The organism is Shewanella sp. UCD-KL12 (assembly GCF_001957125.1).
GTDB lineage: Bacteria > Pseudomonadota > Gammaproteobacteria > Enterobacterales > Shewanellaceae > Shewanella.
Genome location: NZ_MPHJ01000008.1, coordinates 111,406 through 138,075, shown reverse-complemented (window position 1 = coordinate 138,075; position 26,670 = coordinate 111,406). Strand labels below are relative to the sequence as shown.

The 26,670-nt window shown below is 42.5% G+C and carries 18 protein-coding genes; 12 read left to right on the top strand and 6 right to left on the bottom strand.

The features are described 5' to 3' along the window. Window positions 1-40 precede the first annotated feature (40 nt). Genes BM736_RS15285 through BM736_RS15275 form a run of 3 tightly spaced genes read right to left on the bottom strand, consistent with a single transcriptional unit; the run spans window position 41 to window position 2,955 of the window. On the bottom strand, window positions 41-604 hold the full coding sequence (locus BM736_RS15285) for a BsuPI-related putative proteinase inhibitor (RefSeq protein WP_076413723.1): 564 nt from the start codon (window positions 602-604) through the stop codon (window positions 41-43). Further along, a complete protein-coding gene (locus BM736_RS15280) occupies window positions 604-2,430 on the bottom strand; it encodes an AsmA family protein (RefSeq protein ID WP_076413721.1) in 1,827 nt (608 codons plus the stop codon). Before BM736_RS15280 ends, BM736_RS15285 begins: the two co-directional genes overlap by 1 nt. 30 nt (window positions 2,431-2,460) lie before the next feature. Beyond that, the gene (locus BM736_RS15275) at window positions 2,461-2,955 is read right to left on the bottom strand and encodes a putative 4-hydroxy-4-methyl-2-oxoglutarate aldolase (RefSeq protein WP_076413720.1); all 495 of its coding nucleotides are present in this window, start codon (window positions 2,953-2,955) and stop codon (window positions 2,461-2,463) included. Between the two features lie 181 nt (window positions 2,956-3,136). Between BM736_RS15275 and BM736_RS15270 the strand changes: the two genes are divergently transcribed. Continuing rightward, window positions 3,137-3,460 (top strand): hypothetical protein, encoded by a 324-nt coding sequence (locus BM736_RS15270; protein ID WP_076413718.1) that lies wholly within the window; start codon window positions 3,137-3,139, stop codon window positions 3,458-3,460. 47 nt (window positions 3,461-3,507) lie between these two features. Here BM736_RS15270 and BM736_RS15265 read toward each other — a convergent pair whose 3' ends face one another. The 3 genes from BM736_RS15265 to msrP all read right to left on the bottom strand — a co-directional run bounded on the left by BM736_RS15265 (window position 3,508) and on the right by msrP (window position 7,034). Further along, a complete protein-coding gene (locus tag BM736_RS15265; protein ID WP_083700214.1) occupies window positions 3,508-5,154 on the bottom strand; it encodes a methyl-accepting chemotaxis protein in 1,647 nt (548 codons plus the stop codon). 168 nt (window positions 5,155-5,322) lie between these two features. Beyond that, complete coding sequence (gene msrQ / locus BM736_RS15260; RefSeq protein ID WP_076413716.1) at window positions 5,323-5,955, bottom strand: protein-methionine-sulfoxide reductase heme-binding subunit MsrQ; 633 nt, start codon at window positions 5,953-5,955, stop codon at window positions 5,323-5,325. A gap of 53 nt (window positions 5,956-6,008) precedes the next feature. After that, the gene (gene msrP / locus BM736_RS15255) at window positions 6,009-7,034 is read right to left on the bottom strand and encodes a protein-methionine-sulfoxide reductase catalytic subunit MsrP (RefSeq protein ID WP_076413715.1); all 1,026 of its coding nucleotides are present in this window, start codon (window positions 7,032-7,034) and stop codon (window positions 6,009-6,011) included. Between the two features lie 242 nt (window positions 7,035-7,276). Here msrP and rmuC point away from each other — a divergent pair, with 242 nt between their 5' ends. The 11 genes from rmuC (at window position 7,277) to BM736_RS15200 (ending at window position 26,562) form a co-directional block, all read left to right on the top strand. After that, complete coding sequence (gene rmuC / locus BM736_RS15250; RefSeq protein WP_076413713.1) at window positions 7,277-8,773, top strand: DNA recombination protein RmuC; 1,497 nt, start codon at window positions 7,277-7,279, stop codon at window positions 8,771-8,773. Window positions 8,774-8,816: 43 nt separating this feature from the next. Next, the gene (locus BM736_RS15245) at window positions 8,817-10,766 is read left to right on the top strand and encodes a transglycosylase SLT domain-containing protein (protein ID WP_076413711.1); all 1,950 of its coding nucleotides are present in this window, start codon (window positions 8,817-8,819) and stop codon (window positions 10,764-10,766) included. A 161-nt stretch (window positions 10,767-10,927) separates the two neighbouring features. Beyond that, window positions 10,928-11,686 (top strand): EAL domain-containing protein, encoded by a 759-nt coding sequence (locus BM736_RS15240; RefSeq protein ID WP_076413710.1) that lies wholly within the window; start codon window positions 10,928-10,930, stop codon window positions 11,684-11,686. A gap of 136 nt (window positions 11,687-11,822) precedes the next feature. Further along, window positions 11,823-12,734 carry a MoxR family ATPase gene (locus BM736_RS15235; protein ID WP_076413708.1) on the top strand — a complete coding sequence of 304 codons (912 nt, stop codon included), beginning with the start codon at window positions 11,823-11,825 and terminating at the stop codon, window positions 12,732-12,734. Continuing rightward, entirely contained in the window at window positions 12,731-13,732 is a 1,002-nt protein-coding gene (locus BM736_RS15230) for a DUF58 domain-containing protein (protein ID WP_076413706.1), read from the top strand. The genes BM736_RS15235 and BM736_RS15230 overlap by 4 nt, the downstream gene beginning before the upstream one ends. Beyond that, window positions 13,729-15,750, top strand: coding sequence for a DUF3488 and transglutaminase-like domain-containing protein (locus BM736_RS15225; RefSeq protein ID WP_076413705.1), 2,022 nt, complete (start codon window positions 13,729-13,731; stop codon window positions 15,748-15,750). Before BM736_RS15230 ends, BM736_RS15225 begins: the two co-directional genes overlap by 4 nt. A gap of 253 nt (window positions 15,751-16,003) precedes the next feature. Beyond that, window positions 16,004-19,567, top strand: coding sequence for an exodeoxyribonuclease V subunit gamma (gene recC, locus BM736_RS15220; RefSeq protein ID WP_076413703.1), 3,564 nt, complete (start codon window positions 16,004-16,006; stop codon window positions 19,565-19,567). Beyond that, window positions 19,567-23,280 (top strand): exodeoxyribonuclease V subunit beta, encoded by a 3,714-nt coding sequence (recB, locus tag BM736_RS15215; protein WP_076413701.1) that lies wholly within the window; start codon window positions 19,567-19,569, stop codon window positions 23,278-23,280. The genes recC and recB overlap by 1 nt, the downstream gene beginning before the upstream one ends. After that, entirely contained in the window at window positions 23,277-25,487 is a 2,211-nt protein-coding gene (gene recD, locus BM736_RS15210; protein WP_076413699.1) for an exodeoxyribonuclease V subunit alpha, read from the top strand. Before recB ends, recD begins: the two co-directional genes overlap by 4 nt. After that, a complete protein-coding gene (locus BM736_RS15205; RefSeq protein ID WP_076413698.1) occupies window positions 25,478-26,116 on the top strand; it encodes a DsbA family protein in 639 nt (212 codons plus the stop codon). The genes recD and BM736_RS15205 overlap by 10 nt, the downstream gene beginning before the upstream one ends. Window positions 26,117-26,226: 110 nt before the next feature. Next, complete coding sequence (locus BM736_RS15200) at window positions 26,227-26,562, top strand: hypothetical protein (RefSeq protein ID WP_076413696.1); 336 nt, start codon at window positions 26,227-26,229, stop codon at window positions 26,560-26,562. Window positions 26,563-26,670: the final 108 nt, after the last annotated feature.

Here is a 26,670-nt window from a genome sequence, read left to right as displayed (position 1 = left end):
ACATGAAGTTCATGTTGGCCTACTGTCATTAAGTTATAGCTCAGTTTAGGAATGGATCTAAAGACAGAGTTACGTCTGCCATAGCCACGCCTTTTGATTCAGTTAAATGTCCTTTATAGGTAGCTATAAGTTGATAACCCTTCTTATTGACTTGAGCTACTACAGTTTTAGGTAAATTGAACCTTACTGGATTCACTTTATCTGCAGGTATAACCTCATCACGAATAGCCTGAGTAAACATCATATCATCAGACCAAGCCCAAACTTTATTCCCTTGCGGATCAACAAGCTTTACATCAGCAGTCATGCCCGAGCGGTATTGCACAGGCACCCCAAAGGTTTGTGTGTTTGTAATAAGCAAAGTTACCACGAACCCGGTATCTAAAGAGACTTGCAACTCTCCTGTAAAGAGCCCTTTTGGGATTACTTTCGCTGAGTCTGGATTAATCAAGGTAATCTCACCTCTATCTGCTTTTTCTATTTGCTGTACTTTAGGTTTGGTATGATCACCGCTACTCTCATGCTTAACCTCGCTCGTAGACATGCCTTGAGAGCAAGCACTTAAAGTAAAAACACACACTATAGAACTAAACACCTTTTTCATTAAAATCCACCTAGCTTCTTCAAAATACTATCTTTGAGTTTATCTTGAACCTTGTCTGTTTCCTGCTTGAGCTTAGCATCAAATAACGCAGCTGTATCGAGCGCAAACTCAGGCGATGACATGGTACCTGTAATAGCAAAGGGGATCTCAACACCATACAACATGTCTCTTTCACCTCCCCCTTGCCCTTCTAAAGAGCCAACCACTGAAGTACTGAGTTTATAATCCAGTGCTTCAGAAATAATATTAGCCGTGCCAGCACCTGAAAGCCTGATTAACGGTGAAGCCATCAATAAGTCTGGATTGGATGCTACGCCATTAACCATTGAAAATGTACCGGTTAGAGACGTAAAGTCAGTTTTCTTTTCTGATGATGCAGGCGCAGATAAATCACCACTTAATTTTGCTTGTGCATCTCTAATCATTTGCGGGATGTTGACGCCATAGAGCGCACCATCTGCAACTTCAAATTGACCTTTCATTGCTAAATTTTTCTTTAAATTTTCAGTGATTAAACTTCTTCCCTTTCCTTCCACGGTAAAATTAGCCGCTCCAGCCAGTAGATCAGTATCCGCAGCATCAATCAACAGCTGACGAATTTTCACCCCAGTTACAGACTTTTTAAACCTGTAGCTTGGAGTAGCTTGTTTACCATCTAAGGTTGCAGAAGCAAGTAATTTACCGTCATAGAGATCGGCATTAAGCTTATTAAGCGTTAGTACGCCCGCTTTCAACACTAGGTCCATTTGCCAGTTTTCGGTGAGCATATTGGACACTTTTATCGATTTAGCCGTTAGGGCTAAATCCATATCGACTGATTGCAGCGCAGATAAGTCCGGCTCACTCACAGGGCGATTTTTATCATCCGTGTTTACGCTTTTACTTGCTTCATTCTCTTCTTTCGGCATCAAGGTATCTAAATCAATATCGCCAAGCTCAACTGCCAGATCAACAAAAGGAACCTTTTTTCCATACTCGACCTTTAATCCTAAGCTAGCTTCAATGTTTGCAGCTTTTAATTGCTCGAGATTCATACTTAGTTGCTGGGCATCAAGATCAACGAGTACTTGAGCATTAAAGCTGACATCAAGCTTGTTATTAGGCAATCCCTCTCCAGCAATGCTGTTCTCAATTGAGAGATCTTTAAGCTCTACTTGTTTCATGGAAGGTGCAATTCTAATCAAGCCTTTACCTTTGCTCAATGCATTGACTTCGGCCGTGTTTGCGGAAAATTTATAGTCCAGTGATGCGAACTCTCCCAGCGAAAATTGCCCTAAGTGAAGTTCATCTAAGGTAAATACTTGCTCAGTTCCGGCTTTGTGATCTGTTAACGTTATCTGAGTATTGGTGATTGCTACACCACCAATCTCGAGGCTCGCTAAGCCAGCGCCAGTTGATGTCTCTTTAGGGGCTGCTTGCTCTTTACTGGGTTTATTACCTTGAAGCCCATCAAAGCTTGAACGGCCGTCTTTATGATTTTCGATGTGAAGTTTTAGCCCATCCAGATTTAATTGTGAAATTTCAACTTCACGACTAAAAAGTGGCATCAATTTAACTTCGGCGACAATGTGTTGAACTTCAACCATAGCGGCTGAATCAAATCCTTCAGGGTTAGACAATGAGATAGCTGATAATTCGATACCTAAACTCGGAAAGAAAGTCCAAGATAGATCGTTATCAATAATTAGCTCTCTACCTGTTTGCCCTTTTACCTCTTCGACTAATTGAGGCTTAAAGTCATTTGGATCGAAGATTAACGTTAAATACAGTGCCAGCGTGAGGATTAAGAGGAAGAATGAGATAAACAACCACTTCAAAATTTTCATAACAGGTTCCATCTGAATAAGATTTTTAAATTATAGCAAGCAAGAGAGCGCTAATGCAGACTTAGCGAGCCCAATACCATTTTCATCACAATATATCATCATGCCCGGCTCTACATTAATGTTATCCAGCTGCAGGGGAACATTAATCTCGCCCACATCTTTCTTAACGGTCTTGATAGGGTTAGTGCCTAAGGCCAAAACGCCTATTTCCATCTCCTTTAATGCCCCAACATCACGGACACAACCATTTATCACAATCCCTTCCCAACAGTTATCGACAGCACAAAGCGCTATCATATCACCTAGAAGAGCTCGCTCCATTGAAGCTGCGCCATCAACAACGAGTACTTTACCTTTGCCATTAGTATTGAGTATCTGTTTTACTTTAGAGTTATCTTCGAAACACTTGACCGTTACTATCTCCCCCCAAAATATTCTACGGTGGCCAAAGTGGGTGTAACGAGAGGTTAGTAATGATAAGTCATCACTATAATGATCAAATAAATCTGGCAATAGGTCCTTCATCTATAAACTCCATAAACAAACCATTAAATTACTTGTATGTGATTATTGGAACAATATTTACAATAAACCTTTAACTGTTAATATCAATATAAGGTGCAAATATCTTTTAGTGCATCACTGATGAAGCTATAATAATTTTTATTGGTTAATATTACCCACCACCTATCATAAGTGAACCTCAATGCTTGAAAATGAAGAACTACAAAGTGCGCTTAATGCACTTGATGAATATGGCTTTGAAAAGAAGCACTCCAGTGATTTATCTCAGGCTAGAAACAAGCAACAGATGAGTAAGTACATAGATTCACTTGATTATAGTTTACGAAGATTGCTGATATTGCAAGATACTGTAAATGAACTTGTCCTAGAAAAGAAAAGTATAATAGCGAAACAGGAAGCTGTTCAAACCTATAAAACTAAAGTGATAAATTTATCCAGACAGTTCAATATCTCCTATGATGAAGTATTACAAATAATGAGACAAACAAAAAACCAGACAAGGTAGATGTCTGGCTTTAAATGCTGAGCTTAATATAACGAACGCTCGATTACTTAAACCTTAAAGCTTGATACTAAGCCATCTAATTCTGATGAACCTTGTTGTATCTGCTCACTCGTTTCACCAATTTGAACACTCTTTTGTTGGTTTTCCACAGAGATGTCATTGATTCTAGTTACATTCATATTTAGCTCGGCGATTACCGCACTTTGCTCCTCTGTTGCTGCCGCTATTTGAATATTCATATCTGATATTTGACCGATAGAAGATTTGATTACATCTAAGGCTTCAACAACTTGGGAAGTTTCTTGCACTGTTTGACTTGATCGAGTTTTTGCACGTTCAACGGAGGCATTGACACTCTCGATCGATCCTCGAATCGCATCAATAATCCCATTGATCTCTTGTGTTGACTCTTGGGTACGGCTAGCGAGTGTTCTGACTTCATCAGCCACGACAGCAAACCCTCTGCCTGCCTCTCCAGCGCGAGCAGCTTCAATGGCCGCATTTAATGCCAGTAAGTTTGTTTGCTCAGCAATACCGACTATCACATCTAAAATTTGACCTATCTTACCGGAGCTAACTTGAAGCCCTTGAGCCACCTCAGATGTCGTTTCTAACTCTTGTGACAACTCATTAATCTTATGCACCGCGCTATCAACTACACGCGTCGTTTTATCGGCTTCAGTGTCTGCACTCCCAGCACTATCGGCAGCTAACTGCGCATTGGAGGCAACTTCAGATGCCGCCATCGACATCTCATTGATTGCAGTCGCAACACTTTCAGTTTCAGCTTGCATGTTGCTGGTTATCTCATTGGCTTCAGTTGAGATAGTGGCAAGCCCAGTGGCAAGTTCACGACTATGGTTTACTGACGTAAAGACCGATTGAACTAAGGTCTGTATTTTAACGACAAAGAGATTAAAGTTGCTCGCCACCTCTTTGAGCTCATCATTTCCCACTTCTTCTAACCGTAATGTCAGATCGCCTTCTCCCTTTGCAATATTCTCCAGAGCTAAAATCGTCTGTCTCATGGGTGTTGAGATACTACTAGTGATTATAAATAGAATCGATATAACAGGAAACCAAACTAGGGCTACAACTAAGAGGTATTGCCAAGCAAATGCCGTTTTTTGCTGATTAATATCATCAACATACATACCCGTACCGACAATCCATCCCCAAGGTTTAAATCGTTTAACCACACTCATTTTGGGGCTAGGCTCTGTGGCATTAGGTCGATTCCACATATATTCTACTCTGGCAAGATCCTTGTTAGCAGTCCCTTTGACCATCTCCTCAAACAGTTTTACTCCGTTAGGATCCTTCATGTTGAGCACATTGGTACCCACTAATTTTTTCGCAAAAGCATGCTGAACCATTATTCCTTGCCTATCAATTGTCCAGTAATACTCTTTACCTGCGTACCTTAAGGTATCTAACGCTAAAATGGCTCCGGCCTTTGCTTCCTCTTCGCTCATTAACCCTTTTTGAGCACTCTCATAATACTGAGCGATAACCTTCTCGCCCACATCAGCTAAAGACGCAAGCTTTGCCTCTTTCTCATCGACTAAGACATTCTCGATATTGAACAGTGCAAATAGGAACATAAAAATGGTGGCAACAATCGATAACCCCAGCATAAAGTACAATCGCTTAGAGATTTTTACTTTACGAAACATACTGATAATAGTATCCATTTTGCACCCTTAAGCCTTTTAAGTAATTACAGCTACCAATATAACTTTTAGAGATAATTGACTATTTGTCAAAAAACACTTGGAATTAATTAGTCTAAGAGGTGACTTGTTATATCGAGTAGTGTATTGCCGCTAAGCGATATTCATAAAACCCGTTTTAAACAGGTTTTATGAATTATTCCATTTAAGCTTCATTCTCGATATAGAGGACAATATTTTATCGGATTTAGGTATACGTAATGAAAGAAGCAGCCCCATAATCACAAAATAGATACTCGGCTCTATAACTTCGGATTTAACGGACCAATAGAAATGAATAGGAACAAGTAGTGCAACGAGATAAACAAAATTATGCAGCTGCTGCCACCGCTTACCCATCTTTCTTTTAATGAACTTAAATGAAGTCACAGACAAAGCTATGAGAATGATGTAGCCCAAAGCGCCAACGACAATATAGGGCCGTTTAACAACCTCTTGTAGAAACAATGACCACTCAAACAGCAGGTCAAAAGCAAGAAATGCCAGAATATGTAAACTCGCATAAGCAAAAACATACAAGCCAATTGGTCTGCGTAGCTGTATTAAAGCCCCCTGTTTAAAATATCGTGCTAAAGGTGAGAGCATTAATAGAACCACTAAGGTGTTCAAAGCACCAACCCCCGTATAGTGGATGATATACTCGACAGGGTCGCCGCCAGCGCTACCAGAAACAACTGAGAGGATAAGAAGGATAATAGGTAATATTGCCGTTAAGTGGACAGCGCCTTTTAACCAAAGAAGATGTTTTGCTGATAGCCTCATATTTGCTCCTACACGCTTTTTACGATGTTTTATTATTTTACAAATGAATCACATTAAAAGTACTTACGCAGGTCCACCCCTTTATACAGCTCTGCGACCTGATCGCCATAACCATTAAACAACTCAGTCTCAATTCGCTTAGCTGAAAATAGCCCTCCTTCACCAATTCTTCTTTCAGTGGCTTGGGACCAACGAGGGTGATCAACTTTTGGATTAACATTGGCATAGAACCCATATTCATGGGAAGCCAACTGATTCCAACTGGTTGGCGGCTGTTTATCCATGACTCTGATCCTAACGATTGACTTTATGCTCTTAAAACCATATTTCCACGGCACCACTAACCTGATTGGCGCCCCGTTTTGTGGTGGTAAGGTTTTCCCGTATAAACCCACTGATAAGAACGACAGATCATTCATCGCTTCAGCAACAGTTAAGCCTTCTACATAAGGGTAATGGATACCTCCCCCCATTAAGCGACTTTTCTGACCAGGCATCTGCTCTGGATCATAGAGGGTTTCAAATGCAACATATTTAGCTTTATCAGTTAAGCCTGCTTTTTTAAGTAGACTTGCTAGCGGAAATCCAACCCAAGGGATCACCATAGACCAAGCTTCTACACACCTAAGACGATACGTACGCTCTTCAAGAGCAATAAGTTTGGTCAGGTCGTCTAAATCTAAGGTCAATGTACGCTCAACCTCTCCATCTACCACAAGTTTCCATGGGTCAACATTGAACCCTTGAGCATTTTCAGCGGGATCTGATTTACCCGTACCAAACTCATAGAAATTGTTATGGCTCATCACCTTCTCTATGGGTGTGACACCCTCCTGCTGACTAAATAGGGGGTTAGAATGAAATGCTAATGGGATAGTCTTAAAGGGTGTAGTGCTTTTGGGACTGCCAAAAAGATCAAAGATGCCGGCCTGAACATAGCCTGGGATACTCGCACCGACAGCCCCTAACCCCATAGCTTGAATAATACGCCTTCTATCCTTAAAGACTGACTCTGGCGTGACTTCAGATTCTTTTACCTTCCATGGCGCACTTTTTGATATACCTTTAATAAATGTCATTGAAACCTCTACTGCGAATGGGTTCTAGCTTGCACTCAGTATAAGACAGGCTTAAAGCAGAAAAACTTTCCTGGTAAGTGTTTTTTCATCACTTTTCTGTTTTAACAAGGACCATATTTCACGGCGACAACGATGAACAGATAATTAACTGTTATTCATTTATACATTTCCCGTGTCTGACGACTTGAAGATCATTCCATCCCGTGAGAGTCTACGCATTTATTCCTTAGGATCCCCAGCACATGCCTATTGAGCTTGCACTTTCTATTCCTCAAATTATTGTCCTATCTGCAGTCGCTTTCCTCTCCATCCTTATTGGCGCCTTGATCAATCAACGCCTAACGAGGCATAAATGGGAAAATGTAAAAGCCCAATTGATTGAAGCGCAGTCACGTACAGCAGAAGCACTACAAAATGAAATAAGCCACCTTGAATCACTCCTTGCAGAGAAAGAATCCCACCTTAATCAACTACACCTCAAATTTGAACACAACTTAAGTGCTTTAGGCCAAGCACAAGCAGATTCTGCAAGACTTAACCATTGTGAGACACAACTGCAAGATGCTCAAAGAAAGTTGATGGAAACTCAACTAGCGCTGTCTAAATCCAATGCGATGCAGCAAACATTAACGGTTAAATACGATACACAGCAGCAAGCCTTAGAAGAAAAAATATCGGTTCTCGAAGAAGCTGAGTCGAGATTAAATATTCAATTTGAAAATCTTGCGAACAAGATTTTTGACGAAAAAAGTGAAAAGCTTAAAAACCAAAGTACACATCATTTGGACTCAGTACTTGCGCCTTTCAAGCAACAATTAGAGGGCTTTAGGAAACAAGTTCATGAATCCTATACTAATGAGCAATCTCAACGGAGTGCTTTTTCTCATCAACTTGAGTCACTAAAAGCACTTAACCTGCAGATGAGCCATGATGCAGTTAATCTCACAAAAGCCCTAAAAGGAGATAATAAGCAGCAAGGTAATTGGGGAGAGGTCATTTTAGAGAGAGTATTGCAAGAAAGTGGCCTAAGAGAAGGTCATGAATATGATACTCAAGCAGATCTTAAAAATGATGATGGTAAACGATTCAAACCAGATGTTATCGTGCACCTACCGGAAAATAAAGATGTCGTCATAGACGCCAAAATGTCCTTGCTCGCCTATGAGCGTTACTTTAACAGCGATGATGAAACGATTAGAGCTCAGGCATTAAAAGATCATATTGCCTCCATACGTGGGCATATCAAAGGACTCAGCCAAAAGGATTACCAAAAATTACACGGATTAAAGAGTCTAGATTACGTATTAATGTTTATTCCCCTGGAGCCCGCATTTTTACTTGCTCTAGAGCACGACCCAAGCTTGGTCAATTATGCGTTAGAGCTAAACATTATGTTGGTCAGCCCTACTAACTTGCTCGTTGCCTTAAGAACAATTAACAATATCTGGCGATACGAATATCAAAATCAAAATGCACAACGTATCGCTAAACAGGCTGGAAAGATATACGATAAACTCTGCGGTTATATTGAAGATATGGAAAAGCTCGGTAGAGCGATTGAAGGTGCTGAAAAAAGTTACACCAATGCTATGGGGAAACTTGCTAGCGGTAAAGGTAACTTAGTCAGACAAGCACATCAGATGCAACAATTAGGTGTTGATACTAGTAAGAAAATCGACCAGAAACTACTCGATTCGGCCCTGTCTGATTTCCGGATTGAGGAGACGAAGTTAAACTAAGGCTTTAACAGGTAGAACCATACAGTTATTCAAAGGAAAAGGAATGCACAAGCAGTTAATAGGCATTGTTAGTCACTTAAATATTTACGTAAAACTAAGTGTATTTCTTTTACTTTCATCCTTAGTAAGCCTTTCCGTTGCTCACGGGAACGATTTTACCCCTGAGCAGCAAAACTATCTCGACGCCCGCAAAGCCCTCCAACAGAACACGATTAGCAAATACAAAAAACTTCGAAGTCAGCTTGATACCTACCCATTAACGGTATATCTGGATTTCCATTATAAAATAAATGACATCATTAAACTCGATGGCGTTGATGCCTTAAATGAAATCACTCAATTTAAGGACACCCCTCTTTTTAATACCGCAAGATACCGCTACCTAATGAGAGCAGGCGCTCGTAAACATTGGAATGATTTTCTCATTGTTAGCCCCAGCAGACCCAATAACACCGTCTTACAGTGCTACTATTACCGTGCTCAATTGGCTAATGGAGATAAAGATCAAGCATTTAAAGGTGCGGTTTCGCTATGGTTATATGGTAAGTCAAGACCCGAAGAGTGCGATCCCCTTTTTAATGCTTGGCAAAAAGCGGGACAGAGGACTCAAGAGCTAATCTGGTCGCGCATGCTACTTAGCTTCGATGCTAATCAGTATGGTCTATTGACCTACTTATCAAGAAAAGTAACCACTCATAGAGATGAAGCTAAATTACTCCTCTCAGTGTATAAAGACCCAAGAAGCTTAAGGCATACTAAACGCTTTGTTGGCAGTGCCAATATTTATGGGGATATCATCGCTGCAGGGCTCAGAAAACTTGCCCGAAAAGACCTTAATAAAGCAGTAAAGCTCTATGTAAAATACCAGAAAAACGATAGGTTCACCGATTACCAAGGTCGAAAGCTGAGTCGATACTTCGTTAAACGAGCCATCATTAAGCAAGAAGAAAAGTTAAAGTCGTTCGTTGATACTATGCTACCTATGCTAGACAGTGATGATTTAGTTGAGCTTAGGTTAAGATGGGCAATAAGGCAGAATGATACTAAGAGCATAGATACTTATCTCGCGCTACTTAGTGATAAAAAACAAGCTAACCCGAGATGGCAGTACTGGCAATCTCGCTCTAACTCACAGAAAGCAAGCGATGACAAAATATTAACCCAATTGAGCCAACGGCGAAATTTCTATGGTTTTGCTGCCGCCAATAAGCTTCAAAGTGAATATCAGCTAGAACATGCAGACACAGTCAGTAATAACAGTCTCAGAGAACAGCTCTATCAAGACAAAGGGTTAGCTCGTGTCATTGAGCTGCTTGCTATAGATAAAGTTATCGATGCGCGTAGTGAATGGGTGTTGATGCTTAATCGTCACGATAAAGCGATGCAAAAAGAGTATGCCACATTTGCGTTAACAAACGGCTGGGACGCACTCGGCGTTCAAGCAAGCATTCAAGGCAAGCTTTGGAATGATATGACATTGAGATTCCCCTATGCCGCCAATGAAGCTTTTGTAAAATCGAGCAACAAACTCAGTGTCAATATTGATGAATTAAGGGCTATCGCCAGAAGAGAAAGTGCTTTTTACCCCTATGCCACTTCAGGTGTCGGTGCGAGAGGTTTGATGCAGTTGATGCCAGCTACGGCAAAGGAGACTGCAAAAAGGGCTGGCATAAAATACACAGGCCATAGAAGTTTGTATCAAAATGACCTTAATATTCGCTTGGGCAGTGCCTATTATGCTTCTCTATTGAAGCAATTTGATGATAATCGTATTTTAGCTACAGCGGCTTATAATGCAGGCCCCCACAGAGTTAAACGCTGGCTAAAGGCAACGAATGGCGAGCTAGATGCGATAGCGTTCATTGAATCTATCCCCTACTCTGAGACGCGTGAATATGTGCAAGCTGTATTGAGCTATCGTGTCATCTATCAGATTAAACAAGGTAAGCCTGCCGAACTGTTTTCAGCAAAAGAGCTCAACCATAACTATTGAATATTAATAGCTATCAAAGCCAACTCAATTGGGCGTAATCAGCAATACTTTCGACTTACTGCCGAATAATAAGGCACTCAGCATCACTTAATGTAAAGAAATTAGACAGTATGAAGATTGTGTGAATAATTCTTATTAACATATAATTATTATGTCAATCTATGATCTCACTGGAAAATCTATACTTGGGCGCTGAGTATCAACCTTTAATACGTACCTGTGACGCCACGGTATTTGGCTATGAAGCCCTCTCTCGATTTACAGATATAAATGGCCGACACACGCCTCCCAACCTTGTTTTTGACCAACTTCATCGTCAAGAAACACTGCTTGAAAAAGTTGAAATACAAGCAAAACTATTTCAACTCAAGCACTCAGTTTCAACATTACCCCTATTTATTAATCTTGACCCTCATGCCATCGGTCAACAAAGCCAACATATGTTAAACCTGTTATCTCACAGACCTAATTTAACGGTTGAGATAATTGAAAACACCTGCATTAACGATGCTAACCTGTCTGCCATACTTATTTCACACCTAAAGTCTAAGCAAGTTAAAGTGGCCTTGGACGATATTGGTGCGCCGCACTCAATGCTGTCACTTACAGTTCTAAGCCAGGTCGATACGCTAAAGTTTGATATCGATTGGTTAAACCAAGCAAACAATATTGAACAGCAACATCTAATGAGAGCCTTGATCCGCTTTGCCAAAGATTGCCATAAACTCACTGTGTTAGAAGGTGTTGAAACAGAGGAACACTTTGAGCTTGCAAAGCAACTTGGGATTGATTTAGTCCAAGGTTTTTTATTTAAATCTAAGTTTATAACTGCCCCTGTTGTCGTCCCATTAATCACCACGCTCGCCAACAATGGGGCTGGTATTTCAATAAAAAGTAAAACATTAAGCTTATGTTCCTAAACATGTGGCGTTAAACTTAAATGGCTGAGCTATGGGTATCACTGGATCAATCAGATATTTTATCGCATAGTAATATATTACCTTTTAGCACAGTTACTTCTGCTTAATTGCTCGGGATATCAATAAAGGGAGTTTTATGGATAAACAATCGATATCTGAGATAATCGAACAACTTGGTCGCGTATTACTTGGAAAGCCTGAACAGATAAAACTGGCGCTGACCTGCATTCTTGCCAAGGGACATCTTTTAATTGAAGACCTACCGGGTATGGGGAAAACAAGCCTATCTCACGGTATTGCTCAGAGCCTTGGCTTGAGCTACCAAAGAGTCCAATTTACCAGTGATATGCTGCCAGCCGATATTCTAGGCGTGTCTATTTTTGATAAAGAGCAGGCACAATTTGTCTTCCATCCAGGTCCGATTTTTAAACAGATGGTTTTAGCTGATGAGATCAATCGCGCCAGCCCAAAAACACAAAGTGCACTGCTTGAAGCTATGGCTGAAAATCAGATCACCGTTGATGGAGTAACTCATCCATTACCCAGCCCATTTTTTGTAATAGCAACGCAAAACCCCAGTGAACAATCTGGTACTTTTCCGCTCCCTGAATCACAGTTAGACAGATTTATGATGCGCCTGTCTATTGGTTATCCCAGTAAAGAAGCTGAATTGGATATGCTTAAGGGTCATGACCAGTCCCCGCAAGTGATAACATTGCCTCAGTGTATTACTCAATTAGAGCTAACAAAGCTGCAGCAAGCCGTTGAAAAAGTGAAAGCTTCTGATGCTTTGCTCAATTATGTTCTCGCATTAATCGACTCATCTCGAAGTCAAAATGAAGGTTATGGCTTATCGCCAAGAGCAAGTAAGGCGCTACTGCAAGCCGCTAAAGCTTGGGCCTTTCTTCATGGTCGTAACTATTTGGTGCCAGAAGATGTACAAGCTGTTTTTGCTGCAGTAGCAGAGCATAGGATCCGTAGCAGTAGCCAACAACAGGGAGCTGCGCTTTCACAAAAAATTCTTAGTATTGTTAATCCTATTTTATGATAGGTACTAAAGCGGCAAGCTCAAATAAACCAAGTCGAATCTCTCGGTGGTGGAGCGGCTGGCTATCGAGAAGGTTACCCCCATCAAAACAGGTGACACTCGCACACAAAAGTATCTTTATTTTGCCAACCGGATTTGGTTTGTTATGGGCTTGCCTTATCTTGCTGCTTTTTCTTTTTGGTACCAACTACCAGAATAACTTAGTAATAGGCCTCAGTTTTCTCTTATTGAGTCTATTTAATACCTGCATCATCTACAGTTACCGTAACTTGGCGGGACTCACGCTTAGCTCGAATAACTCCCCTCAATCCTACGCAGGAGAGACTTTAGTATTTCCCATTAAACTGCAGGCCAAACAGGCCCAGTTTGAAGTACTGCTGACTTACCCTAATAACCAAACAAACATAATAAAAGTAGTTGATGATCAAGCCTTTATTTCTCTCGTGCCTTTTAAAAATGGCCAACGGGGTCGAGTCTCTCCTGGTCGCTTAAAAGTGGAATCTAGATACCCATTAGGTCTTTGCAGAGCTTGGTCCCATATTGATTTAGACAACCAACTGATTGTATTTGCTACCCCTTTAGAGTCCAAAGCCTCTCTCACCGCCATGGAGACTGAAGATATCAGTCATACCTTAGACAAAGGTTTGCACATTCCAGGTGTTGATGAATTTAAAGGGCTTAGACAGCACATTCCAGGTGAGTCTCTACGTCAGGTTGCATGGAAACAGCTTGCCCAAGGCAGAGGCATGTTAAGTAAAGAGTTTCAGCAGCCACAAGGACAACCTCTTTGGCTCACCTTAGACAGATTAGGAGCGCCAGATATCGAGACGAGAATTAGTCAGTTAACTTGGTCTATCGACAGGTTAAGTGAGCGTGGACAGATATTTGGACTAGCCGTTGGTCAGCATAAAATCCCCCCTTCAGAAGGTGAGCAACACCGAGTGTTGTGTCAACAAACCATTGCCCTTATTCCAACTCGGAATGTGGCTTCTGTATGAGTAAAAACTCCCAGCAAGAAATTATCTCAAGGCATAGCTTACTCTGGCTACTTATCATCAATGTTGCCGTACTTATCCCTTTATACGATAAGTTTACTCCTTGGACTATGGCGATTTGCGCAATATGCCTGGTATGGCGCTACGGTATTTTTGTCGGTAAGGTCGCAAAACCGCCTCGAATATTGGTGACAACCTTAGCACTTGGTTCTGCCCTCACCTTAGCTTTAGCCACGTCGCAAATTGGTATTTTAAATGGTTTATTTAACCTGCTAATTCTTGGCTACGCACTCAAGTATATTGAGATGCAAGACAGACGTGATGTGAGAACCGTTGTATTAGTTGGTTATTTCCTTATCGCGATTACTCTCATTGGTCAACAATCTATCTATTACAGCATTATTCTGATGATTATTGTGGCTATTAATACTTGCGTGCTAGTCAGTCTTTATCGTGAAGATGTAAAAGTGAAAGAAACGGCAAAAATAGGCTTTACGCTCATCCTACAAAGCTTGCCGCTCGCCGCCCTACTCTTTTTAGTTTTTCCTCGACTGCCTCCATTGTGGATGGTTCCCCAATTTAAAACGGCACAAACGGGAATATCTGATGAGGTAAGCTTCGGTGAGATTGAGCGGCTGACTCGCTCCTCTGCTTTGGCTTTCAGAGCAAGCTTTACGGGCAAGCCTCCTGCTAACAATAAACTATACTGGCGAGCATTGGTTCTTGAGGACTATGATGGCGAGACATGGAAACAAAATGAGAGCATTATAGATTTAGAGGCCACTAACAAGCATTCAATTGACATTGTACCTACAGGCCTGTCTCAAGATTATTCCATCATCGCAGAACGCAGTAACCAACATTGGTTATTCTCCCTCGACGTAGGCACAAGCGATAATGCTCATATCATTCAATTGCCCGACTATCGCTTGTACTCGACTAAAGTGATAAATAGAAAATTTCAATATAAGGTCACTTCTTACCCTAGTCTTATCATGGATAAACAGCTCCCCTCTGTGCTTAGGCAAGTTAATTTACAACTACCTGAAGACAGCAATCCCAAAACCCTACAACTCGCCAATGAGTTCCATGAAAAATACCCAGATCCAGCACAAAGAGTGCTTGCTATGATGAATCTTTTTGGCCAAGAAAAGTATTACTATACCTTGAGCCCTCCACCCGTAGGCCCTCATCAAATTGATGACTTTCTCTTAGAAAACAAGCAAGGTTTTTGCGTCCATTATGCAAGTGCTTTGACATTTATGGCTAGGGCTACGGGGATACCTGCCAGAATGGTTACTGGCTATCAAGGCGGGGAATGGAACCCAAAAGCTAACTACCTCAGCGTTTACCAATATATGGCTCATGCTTGGGTAGAGGTATGGCTGCAAGACCGGGGCTGGGTACGCTTAGACCCTACTGCAATGATTGCCCCTCAGCGGGTATTAGAAGGTTTTGACGCTTACTTTCAAGGACAAGATAGTTACTTAATTGATAACCCATTTAACAGTCTTAGACTAAGAGAGTTCCCACTGCTTGCGGATCTCAGAATGACATTAGCCAGTATCGATTACTACTGGAGTGTCTGGGTACTTGGGTTTGACTCCGATAAGCAGGACAAAGTCTTAGAGCAACTTTTAGGTAAGGTCACTCAAGAGAGGCTCATCATATTCATGCTGGTCAGTATCTGTATTATCGGATTAGTCATAGCTTATACTGCAGGCTTACTGCACTTTACCCGCAACAAGGATAGAATCGCCACGGTTTATAACAAAACATGTCAACTCTTACACAAAAAAGGTGTGCCCCGTGCAACTCATCAAGGACCACTAGACTATTGCCAAGCTGTTAAATCTAAATACCCTAACATTGCGGGGGACTTTACACAGTTTACTAAATACTATATCGCACTCAAATATAAACCCTTAACACAGGCCAGTAATCGTCGAATGACCAAACTATTTATCAGGCAGTCGAGGTTGTTGAGAATAAATATTTTAAAAGAAAAACCAACGGATTAAGTAAGAAAACACGTCCTCTTCATCAGTATTGATTGCTGACAGGCTTTCAACGAAACAATACAGATAAACTTAAATATACCAAGCTGATTTTACTGGTTAAAATAAACTAATCTCTTACCCACTACTTTCAATAGACATACTCTCTCAATAACATAAAATAGTTCCTCATTAATCAGCTGTATACTTGCGATAATCAGCTCAATAACAAGTAAGCAGTTGCAATGACCTCAAAAGTCACATAATAGGAAATTTGATGCTCTATCTCGTTCAGTCTAATCGAATGGAATCCCTATCAAAGCAGCTTGCCTTTGAGCTCCAAACGCCAATCCAGGGTATGCCGCTGTTGATGCCAGAGCAGATACTGGTCCAAAGTCCAGGTATGTCTACCTGGTTAAGACTCGAGATAGCCAATAGTAACAAAATAGCAGCAGCGCTAGAGTTTCCCTTGCCATCAAGCTTTATCTGGCAACTTTGCCATACCTTGCTACCCGATGTGCCTAAAGAAAATGCGTTTACTAAGCCTGCAATGACATGGAAGTTAATGGAGTTGTTGCCCGAGCTATTACATATTGAAGAGTTTGCTCCGCTGAACAATTATCTTGCACAAGCCAGCACAGATGAGAATAGCAGCAAGCCTGTAATAAACTCACCGGCAGAGCACCCGTTGAAGCTATTTCAACTTTGCGGACAGATAGCAGATATTTTCGACCAATACTTAGTCTATCGTCCTGACTGGATCGCCGCTTGGGAATCAAATGAGCCAACACTGCCCCCTAATGGTGACAAGCTCTCCGATGCACAGCGCTGGCAGCCACTATTATGGCGAGCACTCATCGACTTTAACAACAATCATTTAGGCAAAAGCCAGCATCACCGTGCAAATTTACATCAGCAACTTTTCGATGCTCTTGATAATCCAGCAACTTGTCTAAATGGCCTGCCTAAGCGGTTATTTGTGTTTGGTATCTCATCGATGGCACCGCAAACCTTAGATGTGCTCTATCACCTTGCCAAACGCATTGATGTGATCATGTTGAACTTAAGCCCATGCCAGCATTACTGGGGAGACATTGTCGATCCTAGGCTAAGAGCACGTATGGCAGTTGAATATTCAGGTAAGCAAAAACTTGAACTTGATTGGGAGGACAAACTTGAGGTTGGCAATCCTATATTGGCCAACAATGGCAAGATGGGTCGCGAGTTGCTTGACCTGATTCTTGAGCTACCAGAGGCCCATACAAACTTTAATTTCGAGTGTTACCAAGACCCGGGGCAAGAGCGCCTTCTTCATGGTATTCAACATGATATTTTAGAGCTTAGCACTCGAAACCGAAGTTTAGGCCCTGATGCAGAGCTCTATCTGAGCTTAGATGACCGAAGAGTACTGGCCAAAGATGATGACTCTCTGACCCTAAGAAGCTGTCATAGCCCACTGCGGGAAATTGAGACCCTTCATGACCATTTACTAGAGATGCTCGCAAGAGAAAGTAGCGATAGTGGCAATAACTTAATGCCAAAAGATATCGTTATCATGTTACCTGATGTCGCCGCTTATGCTCCCTATATCGATGCCGTCTTCTCAGCAAAACAGGGGGATCATTTTATCCCTTACGCCATTGCCGATCGAGGTGCCGCTCAAGAGTCGCCGCTAATCAATAGCTTCTTACACTTACTGTCTATCAATCAAAGTCGATTTGCATTGACTGATATCATGGGGATCTTAGAGGTTCCAGCGGTTTTAAGACGTTTTGAACTTGATGATGAAGCCCTGCTGACCATCCGCCACTGGCTTGAGCAAGCCGGCGTTCGCTGGGGTCGAGATGAGAGCAGCCGTGTAGAACAGTCCTTACCCGCTTTTGATAAAAACTCCTGGGCCTTTGGCCTGAGAAGATTAATTCTTGGTTATGCGTTTGATGATGAGGCTGATATCTATCAAGAAACCCTCCTTGTCCAAGGCGTAGAAGGAGGCTCTGCTCAAGCCTTAGGTAAGCTACTTAACTTTATCGAAGCATTAGACGCTTGTCGTCAACAACTATCCAGCCACTGCGATATCGATACCCGTTTATCGCAGCTTACAGAGATGCTGGAGCTATTTTATGATGTGGATGATGAGGAGCAGCCACAGTTATTGGCTATTCGAGAAGCGGTGAGCAAGCTAAAAACACAATTGCTTGAAGCCGGCCAAGTGACTCCTCTCACCAGCCAGGTTTTGCAAAGCTGGTTCACCCGTACACTTTCTGAGTCCAGTGTTGGGCAGCGTTACTTAGCAGGCAGCGTCAACTTCTGCACCCTCATGCCCATGCGCTCAATCCCCTTTAAAGTGGTGTGTTTGGTAGGTATGAATGATGGGGTATACCCGAGAGTACAGCACCCAGTGGGCTTTGACTTAGTCGCCCAATATGGTCCCAGAAAAGGTGATCGCTCCCGTAGACTTGATGACCGATACCTCTTTCTTGAAGCCATCTTATCTGCTCGTGAGCAGCTATATATCAGTTATATCGGTCATAGCGAACGTGATAACTCTGAGCGAATTCCCTCTATGTTAATCTCAGAGCTCATCGAGTACTGTCAGCTCTGTTACTTGGCTGAGATTGATGCCCAGAGCAATGAAACAGATATTGCCAACATAGAACAAGCTATCTTTAATCAATTACTGATTGAGCAGCCGTTGCAGCCCTTTGATGAGCAGCTTTACGTAGAGCAGGCTGACTTACATTTTATGCCTAAACAAAGTTACAGTGCTCAGTGGTGCCCAACATCGCCATTAAAAGATAGTATTGTGCCAGTTAACTTTATCAATAAAACCACCGAGATAAACATCGAGAAAACTGAGCCGAACCACCAGCAAGACTCTGGCACCATTGAAGATGAACAGCTCGACTTATCAGCACTCATACGCTTTTTTAGAAACCCAGCTCAATACTTCTTTAACCGTACCCTAAAGGTAGATCTTGGCCTCAATATTCAGGCTGACGATAACGATGAGCCTTTTAGCCTCAATGCCCTTGAGCGATACAAGTTACAATCAACCCTATTAGATAATGCTATATCGCAAGGCTTAACGCTTCCCGAAGAAGCGCTCGTAACAAAATTAAAGGCTTCGGGAGAGCTCCCTCTTCACCCCTTCGATGATCTACTTTTAAATCAATATTTACACGATATTAAGCCACTAATAGGCCGCGCCATTTACCTGTTAGGTGAAACGCAAAATTCTCTGGATATCGAGCTCGATTTTCACAATGAACACGCCACGAACAAAACAACATTAGTGGGCCGTATCGATGATTTATGTGCAAAGGGCCTAGTCAACTACCGTCCTGGCACAGCTAATGGCCGCGATCTTATTCGTGTTTACCTGAGACACTTAGCTATCAACGCCATGAGTGATAAATTACAGAACGGTAAGGATGAAGCTGTCAGCCCCCGTCACAGCTATCTTCTGGATATAGGCCATTTCCACGCTTTTCATGCCATTGAAAGTGAACAGGCCCAAACGCTATTGTCCCAATGGCTAAATTACTTTCATGCAGGTCAAATGAACCCACTCATGTTTATGCCCAGAACAGCACTGGCCTATGTAGAAGCTGAGGGGGAGCATGAGGACAAGCTTAAAGAAGCACAGAGTCAATGGATGGATGAGCAGAGCCAGTTAGGGGAAGGCTATGAGCCACATTACCAACGTTTATACCAATTTCCAGAAGACTTCACTGAGTCTGATTTTGGCTACATAGCAACAAGCTTGCTGAGCCCAATGTTGAGTTTATATCACAAAGACAAGCTCAGTGAATTATCAAATTTTGTTGAGGGGAGCTGCTAATGTCGACTCACTCGAATCAGAACAAGGATACGGATGTGGCTGCATCTACTGCATTAGATACTCAAGCTATCATATCACAGCCACTCGATACTCTTACCCTCCCCTTCGGTGGTAGTCGGCTCATTGAGGCCAGTGCCGGCACAGGTAAAACGTATACCATTGCAGGGCTTTATATCCGTTTATTGTTAGGCCACAAGCTGAGTGCCCCATTAACCTGTGAGCAGATATTGGTAGTAACCTTTACCAATGCCGCCACTGGCGAGCTAAGAGATCGAATTCGCAAAAAAATTCAACTCGCCTATCGTCACTTCATTGGCCTTGATACCGGTGATCAGCTTATTGATGCGCTCTATCAACAAACACCTGAAACAGAACGACCGCTGGCATTAAAGCGACTCGATTTAGCGCTAAAGTCACTGGACGAAGCCGCCATTTTTACAATTCATGGCTTCTGTCAACGGATCTTAGCCGATATGGCTTTTGAATCTTCTTTACTATTTGAGTCAGAATTTACCTTAGATGACAGTGAGTTTTTACATCATGCAGTGCGTGATTTTTGGCGCGAGCAGTGTTATTCACTGCCTCTGTTCTTAGCTGAAATTATCCAAAATAAATTTGCAGACCCAGATACACTATCAAAGCAACTGAGGCCACTTTTAGGGGCAAGCCAGGCAAACGCACAACCTAAGCCCATAGAGTTTAGTAAAATCCAGGCGCTATTAACCACCAGCTTAAGTAGACTAAAGCTTATCTGGCCAAGAGAGCGTGATGAAACTGAAGCATTACTGCATTTACTGCCCTTAAACGGTGTTCGATTCGGGAAAAAAGCTGATAACTTTCCTAAACTTGCAGCCATGTTTGATGCCATGGATAATTGGTGCAGAAGCAGTCAAGGACTACCACCATTAAAGGTGTTAGACGCGTTGAGTTTAAATAATCTCAAGCTCAATAAAGGCGGTGAAGTCCCCAGTGCTGAACAAGCTTCGTTGCTCGCTCATATTGAGCGGTTGTCTGAACATATCAAACAGTTGGTTCCTAGCTTCATCTACTGTGCCCGGGACGGAATTAAGCAGCGCTTTGCCCAACAAAAAATAGAGCGAAATTTACTCACCCCAGATGATCTGTTAATCACTCTCGCTGGCGCACTGACTCCTTTAGCTGAGCCAGTATTAGACCCAACAAAAGCGAGTGATAGTGCCCAGTTGCTTGCCAAAACTATCGCAAAGCGTTTTCCTATCGCATTAATTGATGAGTTCCAAGACACCGATCCTCTTCAATACACCATATTTAACCGTATCTATCAACCAGATGACGATATAGATGAGACCGCTAAGTTAAACGAAACTCGCGATCTGAGCTTATTGATGATTGGCGATCCTAAACAAGCGATTTATGCTTTCAGGGGCGCAGATATTCACACCTATATTCAGGCCCGCACGCAAACACAGCAGCACTACAACTTAGATACCAATTACCGCTCAAGCCACAACATGATTGTGGCCGTCAATACCCTATTCGAAGGTAGAGATAACCCTTTTATTAGTCACTCTATCCCGTTTGAAGGCGTAAAACCCTCCCCATTTGCAACGGGAAAAATTCTCAATGACACGAGTGCAAGTGCAGCAGCCCTTAAAGTTAGGTTGCTCAGTGAAGATTCAGATAAGGGCCTGAACAAAACCACTGCCCGAAAGCGATTATCAGAAGATGCAGCGAGTGAAATCAAAAGATTGCTCAGTGAGGCGCAAACTGGCGAGTGTGGTATTGTTTCTAAGTCCAATAATGCTGAACATTCAGAGCCTCTTAAAGCTAAAGATATTGCCATACTCGTGCGTGATAGAAATGAAGCTGCTGTTATCCAAGCATCCCTGAGAGACCGAGGGATAGGCAGTGTATTTCTGAGCCGAGATAGTGTGTTTAATACCATTGAAGCTAGAGAGATGGCGCTGGTACTTAAAGCCTTAGCCAACCCAAAAGATGAGCGAGCACTTCGCTCGGCCCTTGCCACATCGCTACTTGGTTATGGCGCAGAGGAGATTCACCAATTCAATCAAGATGAGATGGTAAGACAAGGTTTACTTGAACAGTTTGATCGACTTCATCAAAACTGGCTGAGGCGTGGTGTTATGCCAGCATTACTCAATTTGGCCAATGAGACCAAACTGATTGAGCGTTTACTTAACGGCGATGGCGGCGACCGTCGTCTTACCGACTTTAGACATTTGGCCGAATTACTACAGCAAAAAGCCACTGAGCTCGATGGTGTCAGTGCATTGGTTAACTGGTATGAGCAAGCGCTCATTGACAGTAATGCCCATGAAGAGGCACAGCTCAGACTAGAAAGCGAACAGAACCTAGTACAAATCGTTACGATCCATAAGAGTAAAGGGCTCGAATACCCTATCTGCTTTATTCCCTTTGTGAGTTTAGCCCGCGACAATCGCCGTAAACCTACACCTATGCTTTATCACGACAATAACCAGTTAATTTGGGATATTGAACAAAGTGATGAGGGCTGGGAACGCCATAAACAGGAGAACCTTGCAGAAGACCTTCGCTTGCTTTATGTCGCTCTGACTAGACCTGTTTATTTATGTTACCTGTATATCGCAAACCAAAGCCGCTTCACTAAAAAGGCGGGGATCACCAGTCGACTCCATGAAACGGGCATAGGTTACCTATTGGGTATCAATGACAAGTCCTGTGATTTTACACTTATTCAAACTCAAGCAGATAAACTCTCCTGTGAAGCTATCTCAGTGAGTGAACTCGATGACCACATAGACCCTAGCCCTTTATTACAGCTGAGCCAAATAGAGCAAACACTTGCACCTAAGGTATTAAAGCGCCCTTATTCTACTCCGTGGCGTGTAGGAAGTTATTCTGGTTTGGTTCGAGACTTGCCCCACGAGCGAGTCGTGCCCGGTGCAGATGACGAGGTTTTTCCAGAGCTTGAAAAGATTAAAGAGGATATAGAGCCTTTACCTTCACGTTTCAGTTTTGAACGTGGCGCTAATGCGGGTAGCTTTATGCACCTTGTATTAGAGCTCATCGACTTTAATCAAGCAGATAAAGAGCTTGCTGAACACCTACCCACTGCGATGGAAAAGTATGGTATCGATGAAAGCTGGTATGACGTACTTTATCCATGGTACCTGGATCTTCTCAATGCGGCGCTCACCGTTAAAGGCTCACTTAAGCTTGCGCATTTATCCCCTCAGCAAAAACTAGTGGAAATGGAGTTTTACCTTCCCATAGAACAACTCAAGGCTCAAAGCCTTAACACAGTGCTGACAGAGCACGGCTATAGCGCAGGGCTCAATTTTGACGATCTTATGGGCATGCTTAAAGGCTTTATCGATTTAACATTTGAGCATAGGGGCAAGTACTACATCGCCGACTATAAATCTAACCATTTAGGTGATGACTTTACCGCTTACAACAAGCCTGCGATGAGTGAAGCGATTCGTTCTCATCGCTACGATTTACAATACATTATCTACACATTGGCCTTGCACCGTTACTTAAGTTTAAGAATGCCCCATTATGACTATGACCAGCACATAGGTGGATGCTACTACCTGTTCTTAAGAGGGATGTCTGTTGATGTTCCCGGCGCTGGCGTTTTCTTTGATAAGCCCCCAAGGGCATTAGTCGAATCACTCGACCAACTTTTCGACGATGCAGGCTCGATTACTGCACAAAAGGGATCATGATGGAAACGGCCGCCATACTCAGTTCAACTCAGCTAAGCGCGATTAAGAGCAGCATTATTGAACTAAGTGCAAGCAATACAATGACGCTACTCTTAAAACACTGGCAAGAGGAGCGTTTAATTACAGCGTTAGATAGACATTTCGCCCTTGAGATGGCCAAACTCCATCACAGTGAGCTTGAACAGTTATCCGAAGGTTTAGCTCAACCAGAAGCTGATAACTTAGCCGTACCACATATTGCTAACCCTTTATCTGAGCTATACCTTTTACTGTGTGCGCTATTAAGCCAACACCTCTCTCAGCAGCATACCTGCTTACCAATCAAGCAGATCGCACTAGATAATCCTATGCGGGAAACTCAGTCACACTGCCAAATTCTTTGCTCCCATAATGAGCTATTAGCTATATTGCCCCTTCTACCAGGGATCAGCACTATCTCTGCGACTCACGCTGTTGAGGACAAAGAGCAATCGGCTGAAAGTAAACCGGCAACGCCAATGGTATTAGACCAAGAGGTACTCTACTTACAACGCTATTATCAGTTTGAAAAACAGGTTGCACACTTTCTTACCACGCTTGCCACAGGCACTCAGACTATGCAGGACAACAAGAGTGATGCCACTGCAGCCATAATGTTAGATTTACTCTTTCCCCTGCAATCAGATAAGCAACAACTCGATTGGCAAAAAATTGCAACTGCCACCGCATTTACCCAGCGATTAGCCGTTATCACAGGCGGACCTGGTACAGGTAAAACGACAACAGTGACTAAACTGCTGTTTCTGCTGACCCAAAAAACGGATCTTAATATTCGCCTCGTAGCCCCTACAGGTAAAGCAGCTGCGAGATTAAGTGAGTCAATCAAAGCATCTAAAGTCAGACTAAAACAGCAGCTTAACCAACTAGATCACCTTCAACTTGAGCATGCACAAATAGACCTTACGCGTTTAAATAAGGTGCCAGAGGAAGCGTCCACGCTCCATAGGCTACTGGGCGTTATTCCAAACTCTACGCAGTTTAGGCACCATAAAGATAACCCTCTTAGATTAGATCTACTTGTGGTTGATGAAGCCTCTATGGTCGATCTTCCCATGATGCATAAACTCCTTAGCGCACTTCCTGTTAGCGCCAGACTCATTCTACTTGGCGATCAAGACCAACTTGCATCCGTTGAGGCTGGTGCAGTATTGGCTGATATCTGTGCAGGTCTTAAACTCCAACCTAGCTCAGACACAAACTCAAGTGTTCAACAAAAATGGCAGATGCGCTATTCAAGTGACAGTGCTGCACGTTTATCTCAGCTTACAGGCGCTTCACTCAATCAGTTTATTAGCCCAGTGCCTATGATAGGTGACAGTTTATCAATGCTCATGCACAGCCATAGGTTTAAAGGGGATGCGGGGATAGGTCAACTTGCTAATGCGGTAAATAACTCAGACAAGCTAGGCATTATGTCGGTTTGGCAAAAAGGTTACCATGAACTCCGCTGGATTGAGCATAATAAAACACATGCAAGTGGCGTTAACAGCAGTGGAAATACTGGTTTGGACGAGCTACTTATTCAAGCTGTAAGCCACTACCGAAACTATCTCGACCTAGCTAAAGATCCCCATTCAAATGCGTCGCAAATAATCGATAGCTATAACGAATTTCGCATACTCTGTGCTATGCGTGCTGGCGAGTATGGCGTAGATGGGATCAATCAAGGTGTCACAAACGCACTAAAACATGCCAAACTAATCTCAACGGAACATGAGTTTTATCTTGGCCGCCCAGTCATTATTCAAAGTAATGACTATAACTTGGGCCTGTTTAATGGTGATATTGGTCTTATTCTTCCCGAAAGTGAGCAGTTTGTAGATGGTGAACAGCAACTCTCAAGCCATAGCCCCCGCTTAATGGCTCACTTTATTCAAGCTGATGGCACAATACTCAAAGTACTGCCCGCGCGTCTCCCCAGCCACGAAACCTGTTTTGCCATGACAGTACATAAAAGCCAAGGCAGTGAATTTAGCAATGTCGCTTTAGTGCTCCCTTTATGGCCAAGCCCTGCTCAGAAGCAGTTATTAACGAAAGAGCTCATCTACACGGCTATCACCAGAGCAAAGCTTCATTTCACCTGCTTAGGTTCTCAACAAGTATTTGAGCATGCCAGTTTACAGGCAACACAAAGAGCATCAGGGCTTGCGAGGCGATTATGGCGTTAAAAGACAAGGCCCAGCTCTATTATGTTTACGATCCTATGTGCAGCTGGTGCTGGGGATATAATCCTACCTGGACAAGACTAAAATCAGAGTTGTCCAGATTAGAGATAAAACTGGAATATCGTTTAGGTGGGCTAGCGCCAGACTCCTCAGAAATAATGCCCGAGGAGATGCAGCTATTTTTAAAACAAACCTGGCACAAAATCCATGCTCTACTAGGTACCCAATTTAATCATGATTTCTGGGCACAGTGTCAGCCTAGGCGTTCAACATACCCAGCATGCCGCGCTGCATTAATTGCTAGAGATGAAGGCCTTGAGCAGCAGATGCTCAAGGGAATTCAAACAGCGTACTACCTTAAGGCAGAAAACCCATCTGATCTTGAAACCTTAACTAATGTCGCTAAAAATATCGGAATAGACTCAGCTCACTTTGTTAAACAGATGAACTGTCATCAAGTTAACCAAAGATTGTTAAATGAAATAAACTCAGTACAGCAACTGCCTATAAATGGACTTCCCTCTTTAGTCTTGCATCTTAATGATGAGCTAATCCCCATAGCCTTGGATTACCATGATTGGCAAACAAGCTATGACGCCATTGCTCAATTACTGCTGCAGCCCTCTAGATAGAAAGTTAAATAGATGAATATTTAGCAATAAGTTGATGGCTTTTCTTTCAACGACTATCTTCAATACTGGCGCTCACACTTTTATTCTGGAATATCTGTAAGGAAGAAGATATGAAAAAAATATGTTCACTCTTATTAGTAATGGTTTTGTCTGCATGTGCTTCAGCAGCAGCTACTTGGAAAGGTATGTCGGAGAGGGACATTTCTGCGTGGAAAGAGATAGGGTTTAATGCTGAACAGGCCCAAGCATGGCATGGCAGTGGCTTTACCCCCGAGCAATCCAATCTCTGGTCAACGGCTGGGTTTAACCTTGAAAGTGCCGGAGAATGGAGCAAACAATCCTTTAATTCAGAGGAAGCAAAAAACTGGAAATCTGGTGGTTTTGACTTAGAAAATGCGGTTGAATCAAGAGATAAAGGTTTGACACCGGTGAAAACAGACAACTGATAGGTAACGTCTCTTTTAAGTCTAAACAGGGCTCGAAATATGCAGTCCTCATCATACAAAAAATGAGTGATGTTTATAAAGCATCAAGCCCGCATAAGCGGGCTTTCT

Excerpts from the sequence above, each read along its gene's own strand:
- BM736_RS15285 (WP_076413723.1), bottom strand. The coding sequence starts at position 604 with ATGAAAAAGGTGTTTAGTTCTATAGTGTGTGTTTTTACTTTAAGTGCT.
- BM736_RS15280 (WP_076413721.1), bottom strand. The coding sequence starts at position 2,430 with ATGAAAATTTTGAAGTGGTTGTTTATCTCATTCTTCCTCTTAATCCTC.
- BM736_RS15275 (WP_076413720.1), bottom strand. The coding sequence starts at position 2,955 with ATGAAGGACCTATTGCCAGATTTATTTGATCATTATAGTGATGACTTA.
- BM736_RS15270 (WP_076413718.1), top strand. The coding sequence starts at position 3,137 with ATGCTTGAAAATGAAGAACTACAAAGTGCGCTTAATGCACTTGATGAA.
- BM736_RS15265 (WP_083700214.1), bottom strand. The coding sequence starts at position 5,154 with ATGGATACTATTATCAGTATGTTTCGTAAAGTAAAAATCTCTAAGCGA.
- msrQ (WP_076413716.1), bottom strand. The coding sequence starts at position 5,955 with ATGAGGCTATCAGCAAAACATCTTCTTTGGTTAAAAGGCGCTGTCCAC.
- msrP (WP_076413715.1), bottom strand. The coding sequence starts at position 7,034 with ATGACATTTATTAAAGGTATATCAAAAAGTGCGCCATGGAAGGTAAAA.
- rmuC (WP_076413713.1), top strand. The coding sequence starts at position 7,277 with ATGCCTATTGAGCTTGCACTTTCTATTCCTCAAATTATTGTCCTATCT.
- BM736_RS15245 (WP_076413711.1), top strand. The coding sequence starts at position 8,817 with ATGCACAAGCAGTTAATAGGCATTGTTAGTCACTTAAATATTTACGTA.
- BM736_RS15240 (WP_076413710.1), top strand. The coding sequence starts at position 10,928 with ATGATCTCACTGGAAAATCTATACTTGGGCGCTGAGTATCAACCTTTA.
- BM736_RS15235 (WP_076413708.1), top strand. The coding sequence starts at position 11,823 with ATGGATAAACAATCGATATCTGAGATAATCGAACAACTTGGTCGCGTA.
- BM736_RS15230 (WP_076413706.1), top strand. The coding sequence starts at position 12,731 with ATGATAGGTACTAAAGCGGCAAGCTCAAATAAACCAAGTCGAATCTCT.
- BM736_RS15225 (WP_076413705.1), top strand. The coding sequence starts at position 13,729 with ATGAGTAAAAACTCCCAGCAAGAAATTATCTCAAGGCATAGCTTACTC.
- recC (WP_076413703.1), top strand. The coding sequence starts at position 16,004 with ATGCTCTATCTCGTTCAGTCTAATCGAATGGAATCCCTATCAAAGCAG.
- recB (WP_076413701.1), top strand. The coding sequence starts at position 19,567 with ATGTCGACTCACTCGAATCAGAACAAGGATACGGATGTGGCTGCATCT.
- recD (WP_076413699.1), top strand. The coding sequence starts at position 23,277 with ATGATGGAAACGGCCGCCATACTCAGTTCAACTCAGCTAAGCGCGATT.
- BM736_RS15205 (WP_076413698.1), top strand. The coding sequence starts at position 25,478 with ATGGCGTTAAAAGACAAGGCCCAGCTCTATTATGTTTACGATCCTATG.
- BM736_RS15200 (WP_076413696.1), top strand. The coding sequence starts at position 26,227 with ATGAAAAAAATATGTTCACTCTTATTAGTAATGGTTTTGTCTGCATGT.